18 protein-coding genes and 1 pseudogene are annotated in these 18,044 nt (G+C 38.7%); 17 read left to right on the plus strand and 2 right to left on the minus strand.

The annotated features are described in order from the left end of the window. From M3600_RS08560 to M3600_RS08575, 4 genes are all read left to right on the plus strand, one after another. Positions 1-90: IS3 family transposase (locus M3600_RS08560; RefSeq protein WP_164849538.1), on the plus strand; the 90-nt coding region annotated here is incomplete at its 5' end. Between the two features lie 320 nt (positions 91-410). Further along, positions 411-2,636 (plus strand): hypothetical protein, encoded by a 2,226-nt coding sequence (locus M3600_RS08565; RefSeq protein WP_251645395.1) that lies wholly within the window; start codon positions 411-413, stop codon positions 2,634-2,636. Between the two features lie 21 nt (positions 2,637-2,657). Further along, a complete protein-coding gene (locus M3600_RS08570; RefSeq protein WP_237941633.1) occupies positions 2,658-3,515 on the plus strand; it encodes an amidohydrolase family protein in 858 nt (285 codons plus the stop codon). A 107-nt stretch (positions 3,516-3,622) separates the two neighbouring features. Beyond that, positions 3,623-4,213, plus strand: coding sequence for a hypothetical protein (locus M3600_RS08575; protein ID WP_233313441.1), 591 nt, complete (start codon positions 3,623-3,625; stop codon positions 4,211-4,213). 452 nt (positions 4,214-4,665) lie between these two features. Here the strand turns inward: M3600_RS08575 and M3600_RS08580 are convergent. Further along, positions 4,666-4,936 (minus strand): annotated as a pseudogene (locus tag M3600_RS08580) (IS1595-like element ISSpps1 family transposase); the annotation flags it as partial. A gap of 358 nt (positions 4,937-5,294) precedes the next feature. Between M3600_RS08580 and M3600_RS08585 the strand changes: the two are divergent. From M3600_RS08585 to M3600_RS08645, 13 genes are all read left to right on the plus strand, one after another. Further along, entirely contained in the window at positions 5,295-5,951 is a 657-nt protein-coding gene (locus tag M3600_RS08585) for an HD domain-containing protein (protein ID WP_233313443.1), read from the plus strand. Next, a complete protein-coding gene (locus tag M3600_RS08590) occupies positions 5,932-7,815 on the plus strand; it encodes an ABC-F family ATP-binding cassette domain-containing protein (RefSeq protein ID WP_233313444.1) in 1,884 nt (627 codons plus the stop codon). The genes M3600_RS08585 and M3600_RS08590 overlap by 20 nt, the downstream gene beginning before the upstream one ends. Before the next feature lie 33 nt (positions 7,816-7,848). Further along, positions 7,849-8,979 carry a conserved virulence factor C family protein gene (locus M3600_RS08595; protein ID WP_251645676.1) on the plus strand — a complete coding sequence of 377 codons (1,131 nt, stop codon included), beginning with the start codon at positions 7,849-7,851 and terminating at the stop codon, positions 8,977-8,979. A 96-nt stretch (positions 8,980-9,075) separates the two neighbouring features. Then, positions 9,076-9,360: a YrhK family protein gene (locus M3600_RS08600; RefSeq protein WP_233313448.1), complete on the plus strand. Its 285-nt coding sequence runs from the start codon at positions 9,076-9,078 to the stop codon at positions 9,358-9,360. 79 nt (positions 9,361-9,439) lie between these two features. Continuing rightward, on the plus strand, positions 9,440-9,874 hold the full coding sequence (locus M3600_RS08605; protein WP_233313449.1) for a BrxA/BrxB family bacilliredoxin: 435 nt from the start codon (positions 9,440-9,442) through the stop codon (positions 9,872-9,874). A gap of 100 nt (positions 9,875-9,974) precedes the next feature. Further along, positions 9,975-10,745, plus strand: a complete 771-nt coding sequence (locus tag M3600_RS08610; RefSeq protein WP_251645396.1) for a class I SAM-dependent methyltransferase — start codon at positions 9,975-9,977, stop codon at positions 10,743-10,745. A gap of 177 nt (positions 10,746-10,922) precedes the next feature. Next, complete coding sequence (locus tag M3600_RS08615; RefSeq protein WP_233313451.1) at positions 10,923-11,513, plus strand: YpjP family protein; 591 nt, start codon at positions 10,923-10,925, stop codon at positions 11,511-11,513. Positions 11,514-11,602: 89 nt separating this feature from the next. After that, entirely contained in the window at positions 11,603-12,184 is a 582-nt protein-coding gene (locus tag M3600_RS08620) for a TerD family protein (protein ID WP_233313452.1), read from the plus strand. A gap of 109 nt (positions 12,185-12,293) precedes the next feature. Next, positions 12,294-13,073, plus strand: coding sequence for a TerC family protein (locus M3600_RS08625; protein WP_233313453.1), 780 nt, complete (start codon positions 12,294-12,296; stop codon positions 13,071-13,073). Positions 13,074-13,296: 223 nt separating this feature from the next. Beyond that, positions 13,297-14,496: an HpcH/HpaI aldolase/citrate lyase family protein gene (locus M3600_RS08630; RefSeq protein ID WP_251645397.1), complete on the plus strand. Its 1,200-nt coding sequence runs from the start codon at positions 13,297-13,299 to the stop codon at positions 14,494-14,496. Then, a complete protein-coding gene (locus M3600_RS08635; RefSeq protein WP_251645398.1) occupies positions 14,435-15,790 on the plus strand; it encodes a phosphoribosyltransferase family protein in 1,356 nt (451 codons plus the stop codon). Before M3600_RS08630 ends, M3600_RS08635 begins: the two co-directional genes overlap by 62 nt. 5 nt (positions 15,791-15,795) lie before the next feature. Continuing rightward, entirely contained in the window at positions 15,796-16,908 is a 1,113-nt protein-coding gene (locus M3600_RS08640; protein ID WP_233313456.1) for a cysteine protease StiP family protein, read from the plus strand. After that, entirely contained in the window at positions 16,905-17,729 is an 825-nt protein-coding gene (locus M3600_RS08645; RefSeq protein ID WP_251645400.1) for an HAD family hydrolase, read from the plus strand. The genes M3600_RS08640 and M3600_RS08645 overlap by 4 nt, the downstream gene beginning before the upstream one ends. On the opposite strand, the gene M3600_RS08650 is transcribed toward M3600_RS08645, so the two are convergent. Then, positions 17,704-17,958 carry a hypothetical protein gene (locus M3600_RS08650; protein ID WP_233313458.1) on the minus strand — a complete coding sequence of 85 codons (255 nt, stop codon included), beginning with the start codon at positions 17,956-17,958 and terminating at the stop codon, positions 17,704-17,706. The genes M3600_RS08645 and M3600_RS08650 overlap by 26 nt on opposite strands. Between the last annotated feature and the right edge of the window lie 86 nt (positions 17,959-18,044).

The raw sequence follows: 18,044 nt of genomic DNA on the forward strand, positions 1-18,044 counted from the left end.
ATGATTTATTACAATTACTATAGATATCAGTGGAACTTAAAAAAGATGACCCCTGTTCAATACAGAGATCATCTTCTTAAAACTGCCTAGGCTTTTTTTAAATGTCCTTTACAAAGGGTACACTTTAGAATGTAGATGGGTTTACTTATTATGACTATGAATGGGTAAATAAAGAGACCGCACTTAAAGCAAGCTTTGAAAAAACGGGCAGAGGTTTATGTGCACTAGAAACAGATGATTTCTCGATTGAATTATCTCTAAAAAATCATGAATTGCTCGTAGGACAAGAACATGAAGTTACATGTTTTATTAAGAACAAGTCCACCACTCCTCTTTTAATTGAGTTATCATCCTGTCCAAATGAAAGAGTTATTTGTGATTTTAACCACCGCCTCTTTGTTGAAGAAGAAATGACGATAACAGATACATTCTTTTTAACCGAGGGACCTGAGGCAGAAAAGGGCAAAACATTCCCAACCATTGCGGTCAATATAGCAGCAGGTGGCACTATGACGACATTTAAACTAGGAATCTGTCCAAAAACGCCAGTAACTATCATGGCAAAACCGATTCACTATGCATTGCAGGAAGGCTTCGAGATTGCTCTTGATTTGGAATTAGAAAATAATCTTACTGAATCTGTACAGGCAACCATTATGCTTCCTGAAAGTGAATATTTGTCTTTTAAAGATTCCACATTCAGCCTTTTGCTAAAAGGCAAAGAAAAGCGGTTCGTATCAATACCTGCTTCTATATTAGCTTTAGGCTTTACGAATGAAGACATCCTTGTTCAAGTGAAATGGCAAGGTGGTGAGCTTACGGTAAATAAACCAATTGCACTGGCATTAAAGGGAATTGGTGAGAGATTTTTCGGTGAAACAAAAGATTACTATCATGTTTTTAATGGGATTTATCAAGTGAATGTCAGAAAGGCAGATAATGTAATGACAGCAGGCACCAATCAGACAGGGAACTTACCGTTCGCCATGTTTGCCCCGATGCTTGGCAAGCCCTACTCCAATGAGCTGTCAAAAAAGAAGCCAGAAAAAGTCGAAACCTCCTACGAAAAGACATCTATTATTCTCACTCTTCATTATCAATCTACTGAACATCCAGACAATAGTATAAAGCTTAACATCCAGCTATTTGCAGAAGGACTTGTGAAAAGATGGGTTCTCCTTGAAAACAAACAGACTTCTTTAGATATCCATCTGCAGGAGACCTTTTATCATGATTGGGCAGAGGTATACTTACCTTTAAAAGGGGAGGTTGTTGTATTCAAGGAAGCCGATATGGTGGAGCCGCGAGACATTGCGTCAAAAGACATGAGCAGCAACTGGTATTTTTCTCAAGATCAGTCGAGCCCTGTCGGTGTATATTGGACGCAAGGCAGTAAAATAAGGATGGAAGGGTGGAAAATGCATCTCGAGTCACAAAAAAGCAGGCAAGGTAATGTCTATTCCTTCCCGCCTCTGTATATGTCTATCGGCGCTTATAGGAATTGGAGAGAAGTAGAATCAGCAGCGGCAGGTATTCAAGCTTCTAAGAAGGAAATCCATAAAGGTCTCGAGTTAATCTGGAATGGCGGCAACCCGATGCTTGAAGCAAATACATCTTTATCCTATCAGTTTGCCAGTTACCGCAACAATGCGCTTAAATTTGATATGGATTTGATTATTAATAATGCTTCTGCCCATCTGCAAGATCTAAAAGTCAATACTCCGCTCCATTTACCGTTTGAAGCAGCTGCGTGGCAGGCAGTCAATAAAATGACGATAGTAATGAAGACGGAAATAAGAGAATCTTATTTTGATAACATCCTGTTTTATCCGCAAGGAAGGATAACAAAAAACATCATAAACGAAAAAGGATTTGAAACATATCGTCTTCATAACGGCATCCTGGAAATTTCCGCTGCAGCCGATTATTATCCAGGTATCTTTTCCTTACAAGTAAACGAAACAGAATGGCTTGATCAGGCATTTCCAGAGCTGATTGCAAAAAGCTGGTGGAACCCTTGGGCCGGCGGGATGAAGGCAGGTCCGCCTGATTTGAATGATTATTCTATGATGAAAGAATCGACTAAGCTTGCGTTTGTCGATGTGTGGGATAATTTCGCAAACAAATGGTCTGGTATCAGAATCGATACAGATATTAACCAGCACTCACAATGGAGAGGGCTTTCATTTTCTCAATACTTTGTCACAATGCCAGGATTGCCTCTTCTTGCTGTGTTTGTGTCTGTGCATAAAACGGCAGGCAGAAAAATGGAGAAGGAGCAATGGCATACAAATCTCTTTTTGCATAACAATTGTACTTTGCAGCTAGCTGATCATAAATTGCATAACCGAGTCTATACTTCAGGAGCTATGGAGCAGGATATTACTTTAAAGGAAGACTTTCATGTTAAACTACAAGGTACAGAGGATAAGCTGCATTTACTCACAGACAGAAACAGAATCAGTACACAATATTACACAAATAATGAAATCATTCAGCTTGTTTCCATGACAAATTGTGAAAGAGACAATCAGAACAGAGTATTTACACTGCCGAGCTTCCTTTATTTTGATAAGATGAATGTCACATCATCACAGTTAGACATACTTAAATCCCTTTGGTTTACTAAATTATAGAGTGATAGAAAAGGAGAACCAATGAAAATTATTGATGCTCACATCCATTTGTCTAATATCGAATCATTTAAAGAAACAGCAAAATCATTGTCTAAAGTTGATTACAGCACGGACGGAGTTCAATCAGAAATGAAAGATGCGAATATTGTCTTAGCAATTGGCATGGGAGTGACAGAAACGCCGCATATGGGCTTTCCCGACTATAAGGCCCAAACACCGATGGGGCTTGATCTTGGAGATATACTGCCGCCTAATATCGTCTATTGTGCCGGAGTTAATCCATACAAGCTAGATTCTTTTTCTATCAGAGAACTGGAACGGGAAATCCACAAGGATCATGTAGTCGGCATAAAGATTTATTTAGGCTATTATCCGTTCTATGCCTATGATAAAGTATACAATCCTGTGTATGAACTAGCGGAAAAGTATAACTTGCCAGTTGTGTTTCATACTGGAGATACATACTCCGAAAGAGGGTTGTTGAAATATTCCCATCCGCTTGCAATTGATGAAGTTGCGGTGAAATATCGCAATATTCGTTTTATGATGGCCCATTTTGGCGATCCATGGACATTGACTGGTGCAGAGATTTTATATAAAAACCGAAATGTTTATGCTGACCTTTCCGGGCTGGTTGTTGGGGCAAGAGCGGAGTTAGAGAAGGCGCAAGAAGGAATATTTTTACAGCATTTAAGGCATGCGCTCGTATATGCCAACTCCTATGATAAGCTTTTGTTCGGGACAGATTGGCCGTTAGCTCCATTCCAACCATATATTGAATTTATTCAAAACCTTATTCCGAGTGAGTATCATGAAGATGTGTTTTATAACACAGCCTTGAAGGTTTTTCCAAAAATCAAGAAGTTTCTTTATGGTTGATTTTTAAAAAAACATTAGGGACTATCTTAAAAAGATAGTCCTATAAGCATTATTAATTTGGAAAATGGAAAAACTACTACCTACACAATAGGTAGCAGGTGTATAAAATGAAAACTATTTTAGCTTGTTTTTTTATCTTAATACTCATGGGTTCTATCTCCTGTTTTGCTAAAGAAACAATAGACTATGGGAATTATGAAGTAGATTTACCAGAGAAAGAATTAACTCTTAAAGAAGCGTATAATTTAGGATTAGAACTAGGGAAAAAATTCGATAAAGAAGCAATTCTTTTATTTATGAACAGTGTTGATGATGAAACTTTAAGTGGCTATAATGGAAAAAAAGGAAATTGGCAAGGCGTGTTTGCTTTACCATCAGTTAAACGCCAGATGGTATTTGTTATTGAAAAAGGCAAACATAAAAGTCACAGAATAATTGGCAATTCCGATGAACTAACTATTCCACATTTAGAAATTAATATTGATAGTAGTCAAATTATTAAAATTGCCGTTGAAAAATATCATTTGCAACCAAGCCCAAAAGATGCCCCTTTCTCACACGGATATCATTTTAGATTAATGCGAGATGAAAATTACATTTTTCTTGGTGTAGATGGAAAAATAAATGGTCTAAATGCAGAGGTTTTATTTAATCCTAAAACCGGTGAATACTTAGGACTTACAAAAGAAAATAAATAACTTATGCCTCTATTAACGAGAGCATTAACCCAATTACGATTAATGCTCTTTTTCGAATATTGTTATTAAAAAAATACTAAGAAGAAATTGTTATTTAGATTGGCTATGTTAAAGTATACACATATGCTCATATAATCACGTTCGTATGTCTAAAGTATAAGAATAGAATAGTTTAGAAGGATGAAAAAATTAACGATGAAAATGTAATATATAGCATTGCTTATGATTTAAAAAGTTCTTACAAGAGCTTTGGAACAGGACATAAGTTAATTACTTTAGAGAAAAATCCGGTTACAAGCAAAAGAACTTGGTATATCACGAAAATCGTTACATTGTATAAACAATATGAAGGAGTTACACCAGCTGAAACAATAATCAAATAAAGTTAGGAGTCTATGCTCCCTATACCTACTTAGAACTTGGAAATGCAGTTACCAAGTTTTTTTCTCTTCCTAAAATGCCGTATCTCTAAGTCGTAAAGTTTCTGCTGTTTCCCAAGTTCCGTTAACACTTGCTAGGATAAGCATTTGTTTTTTCTTACTTAATTCACTCTCTGTATTCCTATTGACAAGGAACTGAAACCATACGAAATATAATAGTAAATTTGTAGAAACTCCATTAAACCCGACGTATCCATTTCTTTAAACGGGAATGGTAACTATTAATATTGTTTAAATGGTAGATTCCTTTCTTTACATATTCTTTCTTGCTGCCATTTATAATGCTGAATTTACTGTTGTCGTAAAAAAGCTCTGCCGCATCACTCCCTCTCATACAAATGGCCCGTTCCCCTAAAAGATGTGTTTCAAATATATCAGACTGATAAGCTTGACATCTGTTTGATACAAATTGATAGCCTTCCTTTAGCACGTCTAAGCTGTGATCTATCCCTGCTTCTTTTGGCATTGAGTTAGACATCTTTTTATCTTCCACTTCCTATTGTTTAGTTATCTTTTTCCTCTTTTGCAAACTTTAAACGGGATAGGAAAAGAGTATCGGTGCTTCAAACGGTTTTGTAGTTGATTTTTTTCATTCGTGTTACAATATTTCGGTAGGATATAGATAGGAGTTCATTCAAATAATGGATATCATTCAACTAACAGAGAATTTTGTGAAAGATAAATTAAAAGATGATGTGACAGGCCATGATTGGCATCATATTGACAGAGTGCGAAATACTGCGCTTTTCATCTGTGAAAAAGAATCAAGCGGAAATCCATTTATTATAGAGCTTGCCGCTATTTTACATGATGTGGCAGATGCAAAACTGAACGAATCTAAAGAGGAAGGTACTCGGCTGCTTGAGCAGTTTTTAGAAAGTCTCCCGCTTGAACAGAATGATCGAAATCATATAGTGAGGGCAATTGCAACGGTTTCATACAGCGGCGGAAACAACGCGGAGCCAGAGTCGATTGAAGCGAAAATTGTTCAAGATGCGGACAGACTGGATGCGATTGGCGCAATCGGTATCGCTAGAACCTTTGCATATGGCGGAAAAAAGGGACATGTCATATATGATCCTTCTGTAGGTGCTAGAGAAAACATGACAGAAGAGGAATATCGGAGCGGCCAGTCTAGCACCATCCAGCATTTCTATGAAAAACTCCTGAAATTAAAGGACTTGCTTCATACGAATACAGCCAGAACGATTGCAGCAAAAAGGCATCAATTGATGGAAAATTACTTAAAAGAATTCTATAAAGAATGGAATGGTAGTTATGAAGAGTATTTCAATTGAAAATTTAACAAAAACTTACGGGGAAAAAGAATTATTTCATTCCATTTCCTTTTCTATAAGTGAAAAAGAAAGAGTTGGACTGATTGGTATTAATGGCACAGGCAAGTCATCGCTGCTGAAGATAGTGGCAGGTATCGATTTGCCTGATGAAGGCGAGATTATCGCCCCGAAAGATTACCGAATCGCATACTCCTCCCAAAGTCCGGAAATCCATCCCGAAATGACTGTTTTAGATTATGTGTATACAGGTGATGCACCAGTATGGAAAGTAGTCCGGAATTATGAGGAAATATTGCTCAAGTTAGAAAAGGACCCGGAAAATAATAAGCTGCACGGCGAGCTGTTCGAGATCCAAAAAAGAATGGATGCCCAAAACGGCTGGGATGTTCATACGAATACGAAGACTGTATTAACAAAGCTTGGCGTCAGCTTTTATGACAAAAAGATTGGTGAGCTGTCAGGCGGCCAGAAAAAGCGTGTTTCTCTTGCGCAAGTCCTTATTCAAGAGCCGGATTTGCTCATTTTGGATGAGCCTACAAACCATCTTGACTTTGATGCGGTTAAATGGCTGGAAGACTATTTAGGTAAATTTAATGGTGCCCTGCTGCTTGTCACACATGACCGTTACTTCTTAGACAAGGTTACCAACCGGATGTTTGAGCTAGAGGGAGGCAATTTATACAGCTATAAAGGCAATTATGCAGAGTTTCTGCAAGCAAAGGCAATCAGAGAAGAAAACGAGGCAGCAACTATTGATAAACAAAAGAATTTGTTCAGACGAGAGCTGGAATGGATTCGCAGAGGTGCTAAAGCCCGTTCAACTAAACAAAAAGCAAGAATTCAGCGCTTTGAAGAATTAGATGACAAACTTGCATCCGTTCAGGATAAAGGCAAGCTGGATATTTCCTTAAAAGGCAGCAGGCTAGGTAAACAGGTTTTTGAGCTTGTGTCTGCTTCCAAATCCTTTGAAAACAAAACGATTCTGAAGGACTTTAATCTCCTTGTAAAGCCTGGAGACAGAATTGGCATTATCGGTCATAATGGTACAGGAAAATCAACGCTGCTTAACATTCTTGCTGGCAAGATTCCGCTAGACCATGGTGACTATATTATTGGACAAACAGTGAAAATTGCTTACTATACGCAGGAAAACGAAGAAATGGACCAATCAAAGCGCATGATTGAGTATTTAAAGGAGACGGCTGAAATCATTGAGACAACAGACGGGAAAACGATCTCTGCTGCACAAATGCTCGAAAGATTCTTGTTTCCGCCCCATACGCATGGAACCATTATCGGCAAGCTGTCTGGCGGGGAAAGACGAAGATTATACTTGCTGAAAATACTAATGGGCGAGCCGAACGTCCTGCTTTTAGACGAGCCGACGAATGATCTTGATACACAAACACTGATGGTGTTGGAGGATTATTTAGATGAGTTCAAAGGTGTTGTTATTACAGTATCCCATGACCGCTATTTCCTAGATAAAGTAGCGCAAGAGCTGTTAGTGCTCAGAGGCGGAGGTAATATAGAGAGCTACTACGGCAATTACACCGAATATCTCCAATCCGAAAAACAAAAAGAGCAGGCAGAAAAAGCGGTGAAGGAAAAGCCGAAGCAGCAAGAACAGCCGAAACAGAAGAAGGTTAAACTAAGCTATAATGAACAACGAGAATGGGCGACAATCGACAGTGATATAGAAAACTGCGAAAGCCGCCTTGAAGCGATTGAAACAGAGATGGAAAACACAGGAAGTGACTTTGAAAAAGCCAACGCTCTGCTTAAAGAACAAGAAGAATTAAATGAGAAATTGGAATTTTTAATAGAACGGTGGAGCTATCTGTCTGAGATTGCTGAAAGTTAACCGTTAAAAAATGATTTTGAGGGGGATTTTTTGATGAAAATTATGGCGATTGAACCTACTCCTAGCCCGAATACGATGAAAATCAATTTAAATGAAGAACTGCCGATGGGAACAAGCAATAACTATAAAAAGGACAATGCCGAAGAAGCACCGAAGGTAATCCAGGACATTCTGGCAATTGAAGGTATTAGAGGGGTTTACCATGTTGCTGATTTCTTGGCAGTTGAACGAAATGCCAAATATGACTGGAAGGAACTTCTTGCCCAAGTACGAAATGCTTTTGGGGAAGAAGCAGAAAGTTTAGAAAAAGAGCCGGAAGTGAACGAGCATTTCGGTGAAATAAAAGTGCTTGTGCAAATGTACAAAGGGATACCTATGCAAGTAAAGCTGACGGATGGAACGGAAGAAAAGCGTTACGGCTTGCCAGAGCAATTCATGAAGGCCGTTTCAGAGGTAAGAATGCCGCAAGATAATGTTGTGGCAAGCAGAAAATGGCAGGAATTCGGAGTGCGCTACGGTGAGTTTGACGAAATTGGTCAAGCTGTCCAAGAGGAATTGATGGCTGCATATCCTGATGAAAGAATTGCAAGCCTAGCAGAAGCTGCAAAGAACCCAGAAACAGCAGAAGCAACTTTGAACAAGCGGGAAAAAATCAAACTGACCTTTCAAGATTTAGAGCATGAAGATTGGAAGATTAGATATCAGAGATTAGAACAAAGTGAGGATCCGACGGTTGATGATATACCAGTGTTAACGGCAGCACTTGATGATGAAAAGCCGTCCATTCGCAGGCTAGCAACAGTATATCTCGGAATGATTGAAGATGTAATCGTGCTGCCGTCCCTTTATAAAGCACTTCAAGATAAAACGGTAACAGTAAGACGAACTGCAGGTGACTGCTTGTCAGATTTAGGCTTCTCTGAAGCAATGGAAGAAATGATGAAAGCTTTAGATGACAAAAGCAAGCTTGTAAGATGGCGTGCTGCAATGTTCTTGTATGAAGTGGGAGATGAAAGGGCTTTGCCATCATTAAAGGCTCATGAAGATGATCCTGAATTTGAAGTAAGTCTGCAAATTAAAATGGCTATCGAAAGAATTGAGCTTGGAGAAGAGGCGAAAGGTTCTGTCTGGAAACAGATGACTGAAGCACGCAAGCAGGATTGACTTTAGAAAATATTTCTTGTTGGACTAATTGTGTTTAGACTCCCCGTTAAAAGGAATACATTCACTAGTATTTCTTTTAGCGAGGTGTTAAAAAACATGAATAAACAGTCAGAAGAAGAAGAAAATCATGTTATCTCTATCGGTTCTTTAGCTATCATTTTAAAGGATAAATATCAGGCGATATATACAATCAATGATATCCTGATTGGACTGTTATTCCTGTTAGGAACGATTTTCAACATGCTGTTGAGCTGGAAGATAACAGGTGCCGTTCTTTATATCTCAGGAAGCGTCTTGCTTCTTATTCGTCCAGTTATCCGAACATGTCATCTTTTACAGGTAAAAAGAGTGGGAAAAGAAAAAAGAAAGAAACACGCCTAATCAGATTCATTTCGTTGCATGTATGCATTTCATTATTGTATGCTTATAGCACATGCATAAATAAAGGAGGAAAATAGTAATGTCGATGGCATATGAAGAATATATGAGACAAATGGTAAAGCCGATGCGAGCAGAGCTTGTGCACGCAGGTTTTCAGGAATTAACAACAGAAGAAGAGGTAGAGGAGTTTATCAGCAGCAATAAAGGAACTTCACTGGTTGTTGTTAATTCTGTATGTGGGTGTGCAGCAGGTCTTGCAAGACCTGCTGCAACACAGGCCGTATTACAAGCAGAGAAAAAACCGGATAATCTTATTACAGTATTTGCAGGTCAAGATAAAGAAGCGACTGCAAGAATGAGGGAGTTCTTTGGAGATATCGAGCCATCATCTCCTTCTATGGCTTTAATTAAAGACAATCAGGTTGTCCATTTTATCCCTCGTTATGATATTGAAGGCAACTCCATGGAAGCGATTATGGAAAATTTGATGTCTGCTTTCGAACAAAACTGCTAATAATAAAAGCAATAGAACAAGCAAAGAGGGGCACACTAGCAGCCCCTCTTTTTTTCTTATAAAGGCAATTCCTTTTAAGTGTTAAGAAAGGTGAATGAAAATGATAGTTACAACTGCAGGAAGAACAAATCAAGAAATGATAGACAAAGCGAAAACGGCAGCAGCCTTGCTGCAGTGCAGCTATGTGGACAGAAATAAAAGGACAGTCAAATCTCTGATCACTAAGTATCAAGAAGATGTGTTAGTGGCGGGCAAGGAAAGATATGAACTGTTTGCAGCAAATGCGAGCGAGCCTTTTTTCTTTCATCCTAGCTCTGCAATGTTCCGAATTAAAAGACTGCAAAAAGAGGAGCATGATCCTTTCGTTGATGCTTGCAATCTAACAGAGGGAAAGTCTCTTTTTGACTGTACGCTCGGCTTAGCGTCTGACAGCATTATCGCAAGCTTTGCAGTCGGAAAATCAGGAGCAGTTGAAGGAGTGGAAGCAAGTCCGGTCATTGCCTTTATTGTCAAAGAAGGTCTTGCTGTCTGGCAGTCCCATGATGAGCAAATGGATGAAGCTATGCGAAGGGTGAAGGTGACGAGCGGACATGCACTTGTTGAGCTGAGAAAAAAAGAGACAAACAGTATCGATTGTGTGTATTTAGATCCAATGTTTGAGGAAAGCATTGATTCAGATGGAATTAAACCATTAAAGCATTTAGCTGTTTATGAAGACTGGACAACCACGATGATAGAAGAAGCACGCCGTGTCGCCAAAGAAAGGGTTGTACTGAAGGACCATTATAAAAGCACGCGCTTTGAAGCCTTTGGTTTTCAGCGAATACAGCGGAAAACAGCCAAATTTCACTATGGCATCATTGAATTATAGGAAAAATTAAGGATAACAGGCTATAATTTTTAAATAATACTGTATAAATAGTGGCTGAATAATTGTACTTTATTATATACTTGAATAGTACTGTATATATATTAGAGCACCATTAAACAAAGAAAAAAACTGGCTTTACATAGGATTAACAGGATTTTTGAAAGTGAGGTGTTTACAATGCCTAATTGGATTCGAAAAAGTCTTGTTGTCTTTGTGTCGATCTTAACATTTGGACTGGTAACTCCGTCCCCTTCCGCTTTTTACAATACCAGCAATGGTGATGAAAAGAAGCCTGCTGATGAAAGCAAGCTGCCAGTCTCTTCAGAAGAATTAACCCTTGATACGGGGATTCTGGATGAGCGTTCGGAAAGGGATAAGGTCGTGGGCAAGCTGATGGAAGAAGCAGAAGTGCAAAGCTATACGAAATTCGGGAGCAAGATTAAACCGGTGATTGAGGATGAATTCAGAATTGCGATTTTACCGAATATTGAAAAAGCGATTAACAATGTGACTTCAAGCTTCCCTGATGAAGATTTGAGCCAGCTTACGGTTACAGAAATGCCGAGCCCTGGGACGAGCGAGCGGATTTTCCACATAGTGAAAGAAAATCAAGACGTGATTCGCTTTCATGTAAGAAGGGATCGCCCCCCGCAAGATGGCTATTGGTTCAATTTTCATTATCACACGTTTCAGGATAATTTCCAAAATCATTATGCACTAGGCAATATCTACTGGGATAAAAATACTCCGCCTAAATGGATGAGTTAAAAAAAAATCCCGACAAATAATAAAAATGCGAAACTATTGAAGCATTTGAAACGTAGATAATAAAAATGAAAAAAATGGAGGAATTAATCATGGCAATCAGTTTATCAAAAGGACAAAAAGTAGACTTAACAAAAGGAAACCCAGGATTAACGAAAGTTATCGTAGGACTTGGCTGGGATGTAAACAAGTATGACGGCGGAAATGACTTCGACTTGGATACTTCTGTATTTTTGCTTGGTGACAACGGTAAAGTAACATCTGAAGCTGATTTTGTATTCTACAACAACACATCTGGCGGAAACGGATCTGTCGTTCACTCTGGTGACAACCGAACTGGAGCAGGAGACGGTGATGATGAGCAAATTATTATTGACCTTCAAGCAGTGCCTGCAAGTGTTCAAAAGATTGCTTTTACTATTACAATTCATGACGGTGACGCACGAAACCAAAACTTCGGACAAGTTTCTAACTCATATGCGCGTATTCTGAATGAACAAAATAATGAAGAGCTTATCCGCTATGACTTAGGAGAAGATTTCTCTATTGAGACAGCGCTTGTTGTCGGAGAACTTTATCGCCATAACAACGAATGGAAATTCAGTGCAATCGGAAGCGGCTACCAAGGCGGCTTGGCAGCATTAGCAACAGATTTCGGACTGCAAGTCGGCTAATCTGTTAGTTGCTTTTAGAGGGGATAACCTTTTCAATTGCCTTTCCATTTGATTGCAGATAAAAAAATACAAAACTGATACAGCGATCAATGAGGAGGAACTTACACGAATGGATGCTATTATTCAATCCTTTATCGAAACATATTCTATGTTTTTTGATTGGGAAGCGTGGGGAAGAGTACTGTCAGACCCAGTGAGCTGGGGATATATTGGAACACTTATAATTTTGGAAGGACTGCTATCAGCTGATAACGCACTTGTGCTTGCTGTTATGGTTAAGCATCTTCCGCCTGAAAAACGTAAAAAAGCTCTTTTCTACGGTTTGCTTGGAGCATACATATTCCGCTTCATCGCAATTGGAGTCGGTGTATTACTAATTAAATTGTGGTGGGTAAAGGTACTCGGTGCAGCGTACTTGGCGTATTTAGCAATCAAGTACTTTATCGATAAACGAAAAGAGAAGGAAGCAGCAGAAAACGAAGAAGAATCGCATGGCATTAACCAAAATGGTTTGTTAATCCGCTTGTTCGGTACATTTTGGGGAACAGTTGTCGCTGTTGAGCTAATGGATATTGCCTTTTCAGTAGACAGCGTTCTTGCCGCTTTCGGTGTCAGCAACGAAGTATGGGTGCTGCTTGTCGGCGGTATGCTCGGCGTTCTGATGATGCGCGGAGTTGCAGGTGTATTCCTGAAATTGATTGACCGTGTGCCAGAATTGGAAAGCACAGCATATATTTTGATTTTAATTATTTCTGTAAAGATGTTCTTAGGTGTGTTTGGTGTTCATGTACACCATATTGTATTCTTTGGCATATTAATTATCGCTTTCGCAGCAACATTTGTTGTTCATAATCGTAATAAGAAAAAAGCAGAGCAAGGCGAAGCTTAATAAAGTAACGAGAGAGAAGGGGTATGACAAGTTGTCATCCCTTCTTTTTTCCATCTAAAGACATAATCCTCATGTTATTACAAATTTACCCATAACAAGAAAATATTAATGCAAGAAAACCGATATTATATTAAAATAAAAGGTAATTTCTAATTTTTTTTATATAATAATTATCAGAATAGTCTAATCACAAAAGGCTTTATAGTGGAATGGAGTTACTGAAATGAAATTATTTTCCGATTTAAATAATCAGCTTGTTGAAAAGCTTTTTTATAAGGAGCCTGAGGAATTGTCGATAACTTCTGATAAGGAGATTTTATCCTATGCCCTTGCCTCCACCCTGTATATGCCTGCAACTAGACCAAATATTTATCATGATCTTCTGATAAACAAGCATCCCGGCTTAACATCAATGGTTATATGCTTAGAAGATTCTATCGGTGATCATGAAGTAGAGCTTGCAGAAGCGAAATTAAAAGAAGAGCTGCTTAACATAAAGGCAAGTATAGAGCAGGGAATATTAGTGAAAAGCAAAATGCCAATGATTTTTATTAGAATTCGCTCTGTTGACCAGTTTTTACGGCTGATGAACGCTCTTAAAGATTGTATGCATTTGCTGACAGGTATTGTGATTCCTAAGTTTGATGCCCAAATTGGCAGCATCATTTTGCAAGAATTGGATGCCTATAATACGAAGGGGAATTTGCTGTATGCAATGCCGATACTAGAAACGAAGAAAATAATAGAAAAAGAGACTAGGCTCGAAGAACTGTTATCGATTAAAAAAGTTCTTGATACATATAAACATCTTATTTTAAATGTCCGCATTGGAGCGACTGATTTTTGCGGTCTTTATGGCATTCGGAGAAACAGTGATACAACGGTGTATGATGTGGCCATTATCCGCGATTGCATCACAGATATCATCAATGTATTTTTACGCGCTGACAGTCCATATGTTGTTTCAGGACCAGTTTGGGAGTACTTTTCTTCCAAAGAGAGAATGCTGATACCACAGCTGCGGGAAACGCCATTTAGAAAAAGATACGGCAAGGCAGGCATGCAGATGAGAACACAGCTTATTGATAAGCATATGGATGGCTTGATTAGAGAAGTACTGATGGACATTACGAATGGCCTGACAGGAAAAACAATCATTCACCCAACCCATATTAAGCCTGTACAAGCGTTAAATGTTGTCAGCTATGAGGAATATTTGGACGCGGCAAATATAATTGCAAGCAGTAATGGAGAGATTGGAGTAATGAAAAGCTCCTTCTCCAATAAAATGAATGAAATAAAGCCCCATTTCTATTGGGCTCAGAAAATCATGCTAAAATCTAGAGTTTATGGGGTGTTCCATGAAGAATTTACATACATTGACTTACTCAAACAAGAAAATTTTATTGCCAATTCTAAATGATTTAAAGATGCATATTGAAATAAAGGAAAATCCATTTGAGCTGCATGCAGAAGAACTATTTCAAATGGCGGCAAGAATCAATAAAAAAAGGTCGTTTTTGTTTGTCAGCAGGCTATTAGGAAAACATATTCCGATTAAGCCACAGCTTGGATTATGGACGGGTTTCGCGCTTGCTGCCAGATATGAAGAATTAAAGATAGATAGTCTATCTGCAAAAAGAGAGGAATTGCTTGACTGCTATCATCATTCCATTGCGAATTTTCAGGATGCCCCTTTCATCAGGAAGGAGACGGCTGATCCTGTTATTATCGGGTTTGCCGAAACAGCAACTGCACTGGGCCACAGTTTCTATAAAGCATTTCAACATGCGTCCTTTTTTCACACGACTCGGGAGTTAGTGGAGGGTATGGAATCGATAATTTCTTTTGAGGAGGAGCACTCCCATGCTACGTCTCATCGCTGCTATATAGATGTTTCCATGCTTGATAATACTCGCGAAGTCATTCTTGTTGATGATGAACTGACGACAGGAAAGACTGCCATTAATATTATTAAGGATATTCAGGGGAAATTCCCGCGGAAAGAGTATACAATTGTCTCCATTCTGGATTGGCGCAGCAAAGAAAATGACCAAAAGCTAAAACAGTTAGAGCAGGAGCTCAAGATTAATATTCGCATTGTGAGTCTATTAAAGGGAGAATTCAGTCTTGAAGGAGCGCTGCAAATCGAAGATATTCAACAGGAAACAAATCCTTTAATCACGGATAATGTGGAGACGGAGTTTATTTCGCTTGATGATTTTACGGAAAACAGCCAGCTTCCTTATTACTCACGAACATTAGCAGGCAAGGAAAATCCTGGCTATTACTTAGGGGATACTGGAAGATTCGGACTTCTGTCAAGTGAAAATCACTGGATGGATAAAGCAGCTGATTACTTGGCTAAAAAGAGACTTGGCACCCAAACACTCTGTATTGGAACTGGCGAGTTTATGTATATTCCAATGAAAATTGCAAGTCTAATGGGACAGGGTGTTTCCTACCAATCCAGCACGAGAAGCCCGATTTATCCTCATAATGAAAACCATTATGGAGCCAAAACAGCCATCCATTTTCTAAACCCTGAAGATGAGCATATAGACCATTATTTATACAATATTCCGTCTTATGCATACGATGATATTTTTATATTCTTTGAGAGAAAAGTGGAAGAAGATAAGCTTCAGCTCTTGCTTGCAAAGCTTAAAGAAACGGGAGTAAAAAAAATAAATGTGGTGCATTGCAGTGGGAGGTAGTGTAGATGATGGAAAAGACCGATCTAAAAAAGTTTGGCTCTTATAAAGAGGAAGATGTTGTTTTTCTGTTAAAGGATTTAAGCAGCTTAAATTTAGAAGGCGATACAGAGGAGCGGGAGCGCCGCATTCAGGGTGGACAGCATTACAGTGAAACGCTGCCGAAGGAATATAATCCTCCAGAAAAATATCTCCAAGTTTTTTGGGAAACTCTGGATGAATATAAGGAGAAGGTTGCCTTTTGCACTGCTGTTGTTGCTGAGCAGATTTACAGAAAAAAGGGCAATAATACGGTGCTTGTCTCTTTAGCTAGGGCAGGAACACCGATCGGTATATTGATTAAACGTTACTTAGAGCAGAAATACAGCATGAGCTTCCCGCATTATAGCATTTCCATCATCAGAGACAGAGGGATTGACGAAAATGCTCTTCTGTACATCCTAAAAACACATCCTGAGGGCAATATTCAATTTATCGATGGCTGGACAGGCAAAGGAGCCATTTCCATCGAATTAACTAAATCTCTAGCTGAATTCAAAGACAGCCACGGATTTGAGCTTGATGATGCACTCGCTGTAGTGGCAGACCCTGGGCATTGCACAAATTTATATGGAACAAGAGAGGATTTTCTAATTCCAAGCGCATGTTTAAATTCAACAGTCTCTGGTCTTATCAGCAGAACCGTGCTGAATGATGCCTATATAGGTGAGTCAGATTTCCATGGTGCAAAATTTTACGAAGAACTAACAGAATATGACGTCTCAGAGAAGTATTTGGAAGAAATCACTTCTGAGTTTCATCATATTGATACAGAAAAATTGGAGCAGGCAATTTCGGATGTTATAAAAGAAGAGGAAGTTTCTTTCAAGGGAATGAAGGAAGTCCTCGAAATGAAAGAATCTTTCGGAATTGAAACAGTTAATTACGTAAAGCCAGGAGTCGGAGAGACGACTAGGGTGCTTTTAAGGAGAGTTCCGTGGAAAATTCTCATGAAAGACCCAAGTAGCCCATATGTGCGCCATATTGTTTTGCTTGCAAAAGAACGAAATGTGGAAATCATTCCATATCCTCAAATGAGCTATACATGCTGCGGTCTTATTAAAAAGGTTGGTGCTAAATGATGATGATGTTCGCGTCAGACTTAGACAGAACCTTGATTTATTCAGAACGCGCTCTGTCTGAAATGGGAACTCCATTAAATGAAAGCATGGTACCTGTTGAAAGATTAAAGGGAAACTATATCTCCTATATGAAGATAGATGCACTAAGAAAATTAAAGGAGCTTGCATCTCAGCTGCAATTTGTGCCTGTGACGACAAGAACGTATGAGCAATATAAGCGTATCTTTATTTTCGAAGAGAACATTCCAATCACCTACAGTGTGACCTCCAATGGTGCGAATATCCATTATAAAGGAGAAATATTGTCAGATTGGACGAAAGAAGTTCAGGTAAAGCTTGCAGAGCAATGTATTGAAAAAGAAAAACTGATGGAATTAGTCAACGGGCAAGCCTTACCTGGTTCTATGAAAATAGCAGATGATCTCTTCTTTTATTATATATTAGAACAGCAAATAACTTCTGAGACGAAAAAACTGATTGGAAAGATAGCATTAGAAAATGGCTGGAAGGTTTCCCTGCAAGGGCGAAAGCTGTATTTTATGCCAGCACCTGTGTGTAAGGGAGAAGCCGTAAAATTTATCCAAAAAAGAGAAGGCATCAAAATTACAGCAGGGGCAGGAGACTCTCTCCTTGATTTTCCTTTACTGGATGCTTGTACTCATGCTTGGATGCCAAAGCATGGTGAATTAGCAGACGAAGTGCGAGATGCTAATCGTTATAATCTTACTAATTTCTCTGGTGCTGATGCTGGTGAAGAAATCATCGAAACGGTGCACCGGCTTTATAAGAGGAATGCTACTCCTCTGTTGGAGAATCTTTAAACCATTTGGAAAGCAAGCGATAGATGCCAATAAAAACAGAATAAAAAATAAAAAAGGTGAATATTCCTAGCAAAAGAGACTTGAAGGTCACACTTATGGCAAAACTGATTATTAAACTGATAAAAAACAAATCAAAGAAAAGATAGGTTTTGGAACTTATAACTTGCTCCAATTGTTCCAGTTCTGACTCGAGTTCATGATAAGACTTTTTTCGATATAATGATCTCATATTATAACACCTGCTTAGCCTAGATTTACTGTATAATATGCAATTGCTTCAAAATGGTGAGACGTTAAAAAGGATTGAACATAGGT

Origin of the sequence: Niallia sp. MER 6, assembly GCF_023714395.1 — a bacterium.
GTDB lineage: Bacteria > Bacillota > Bacilli > Bacillales > Cytobacillaceae > Niallia.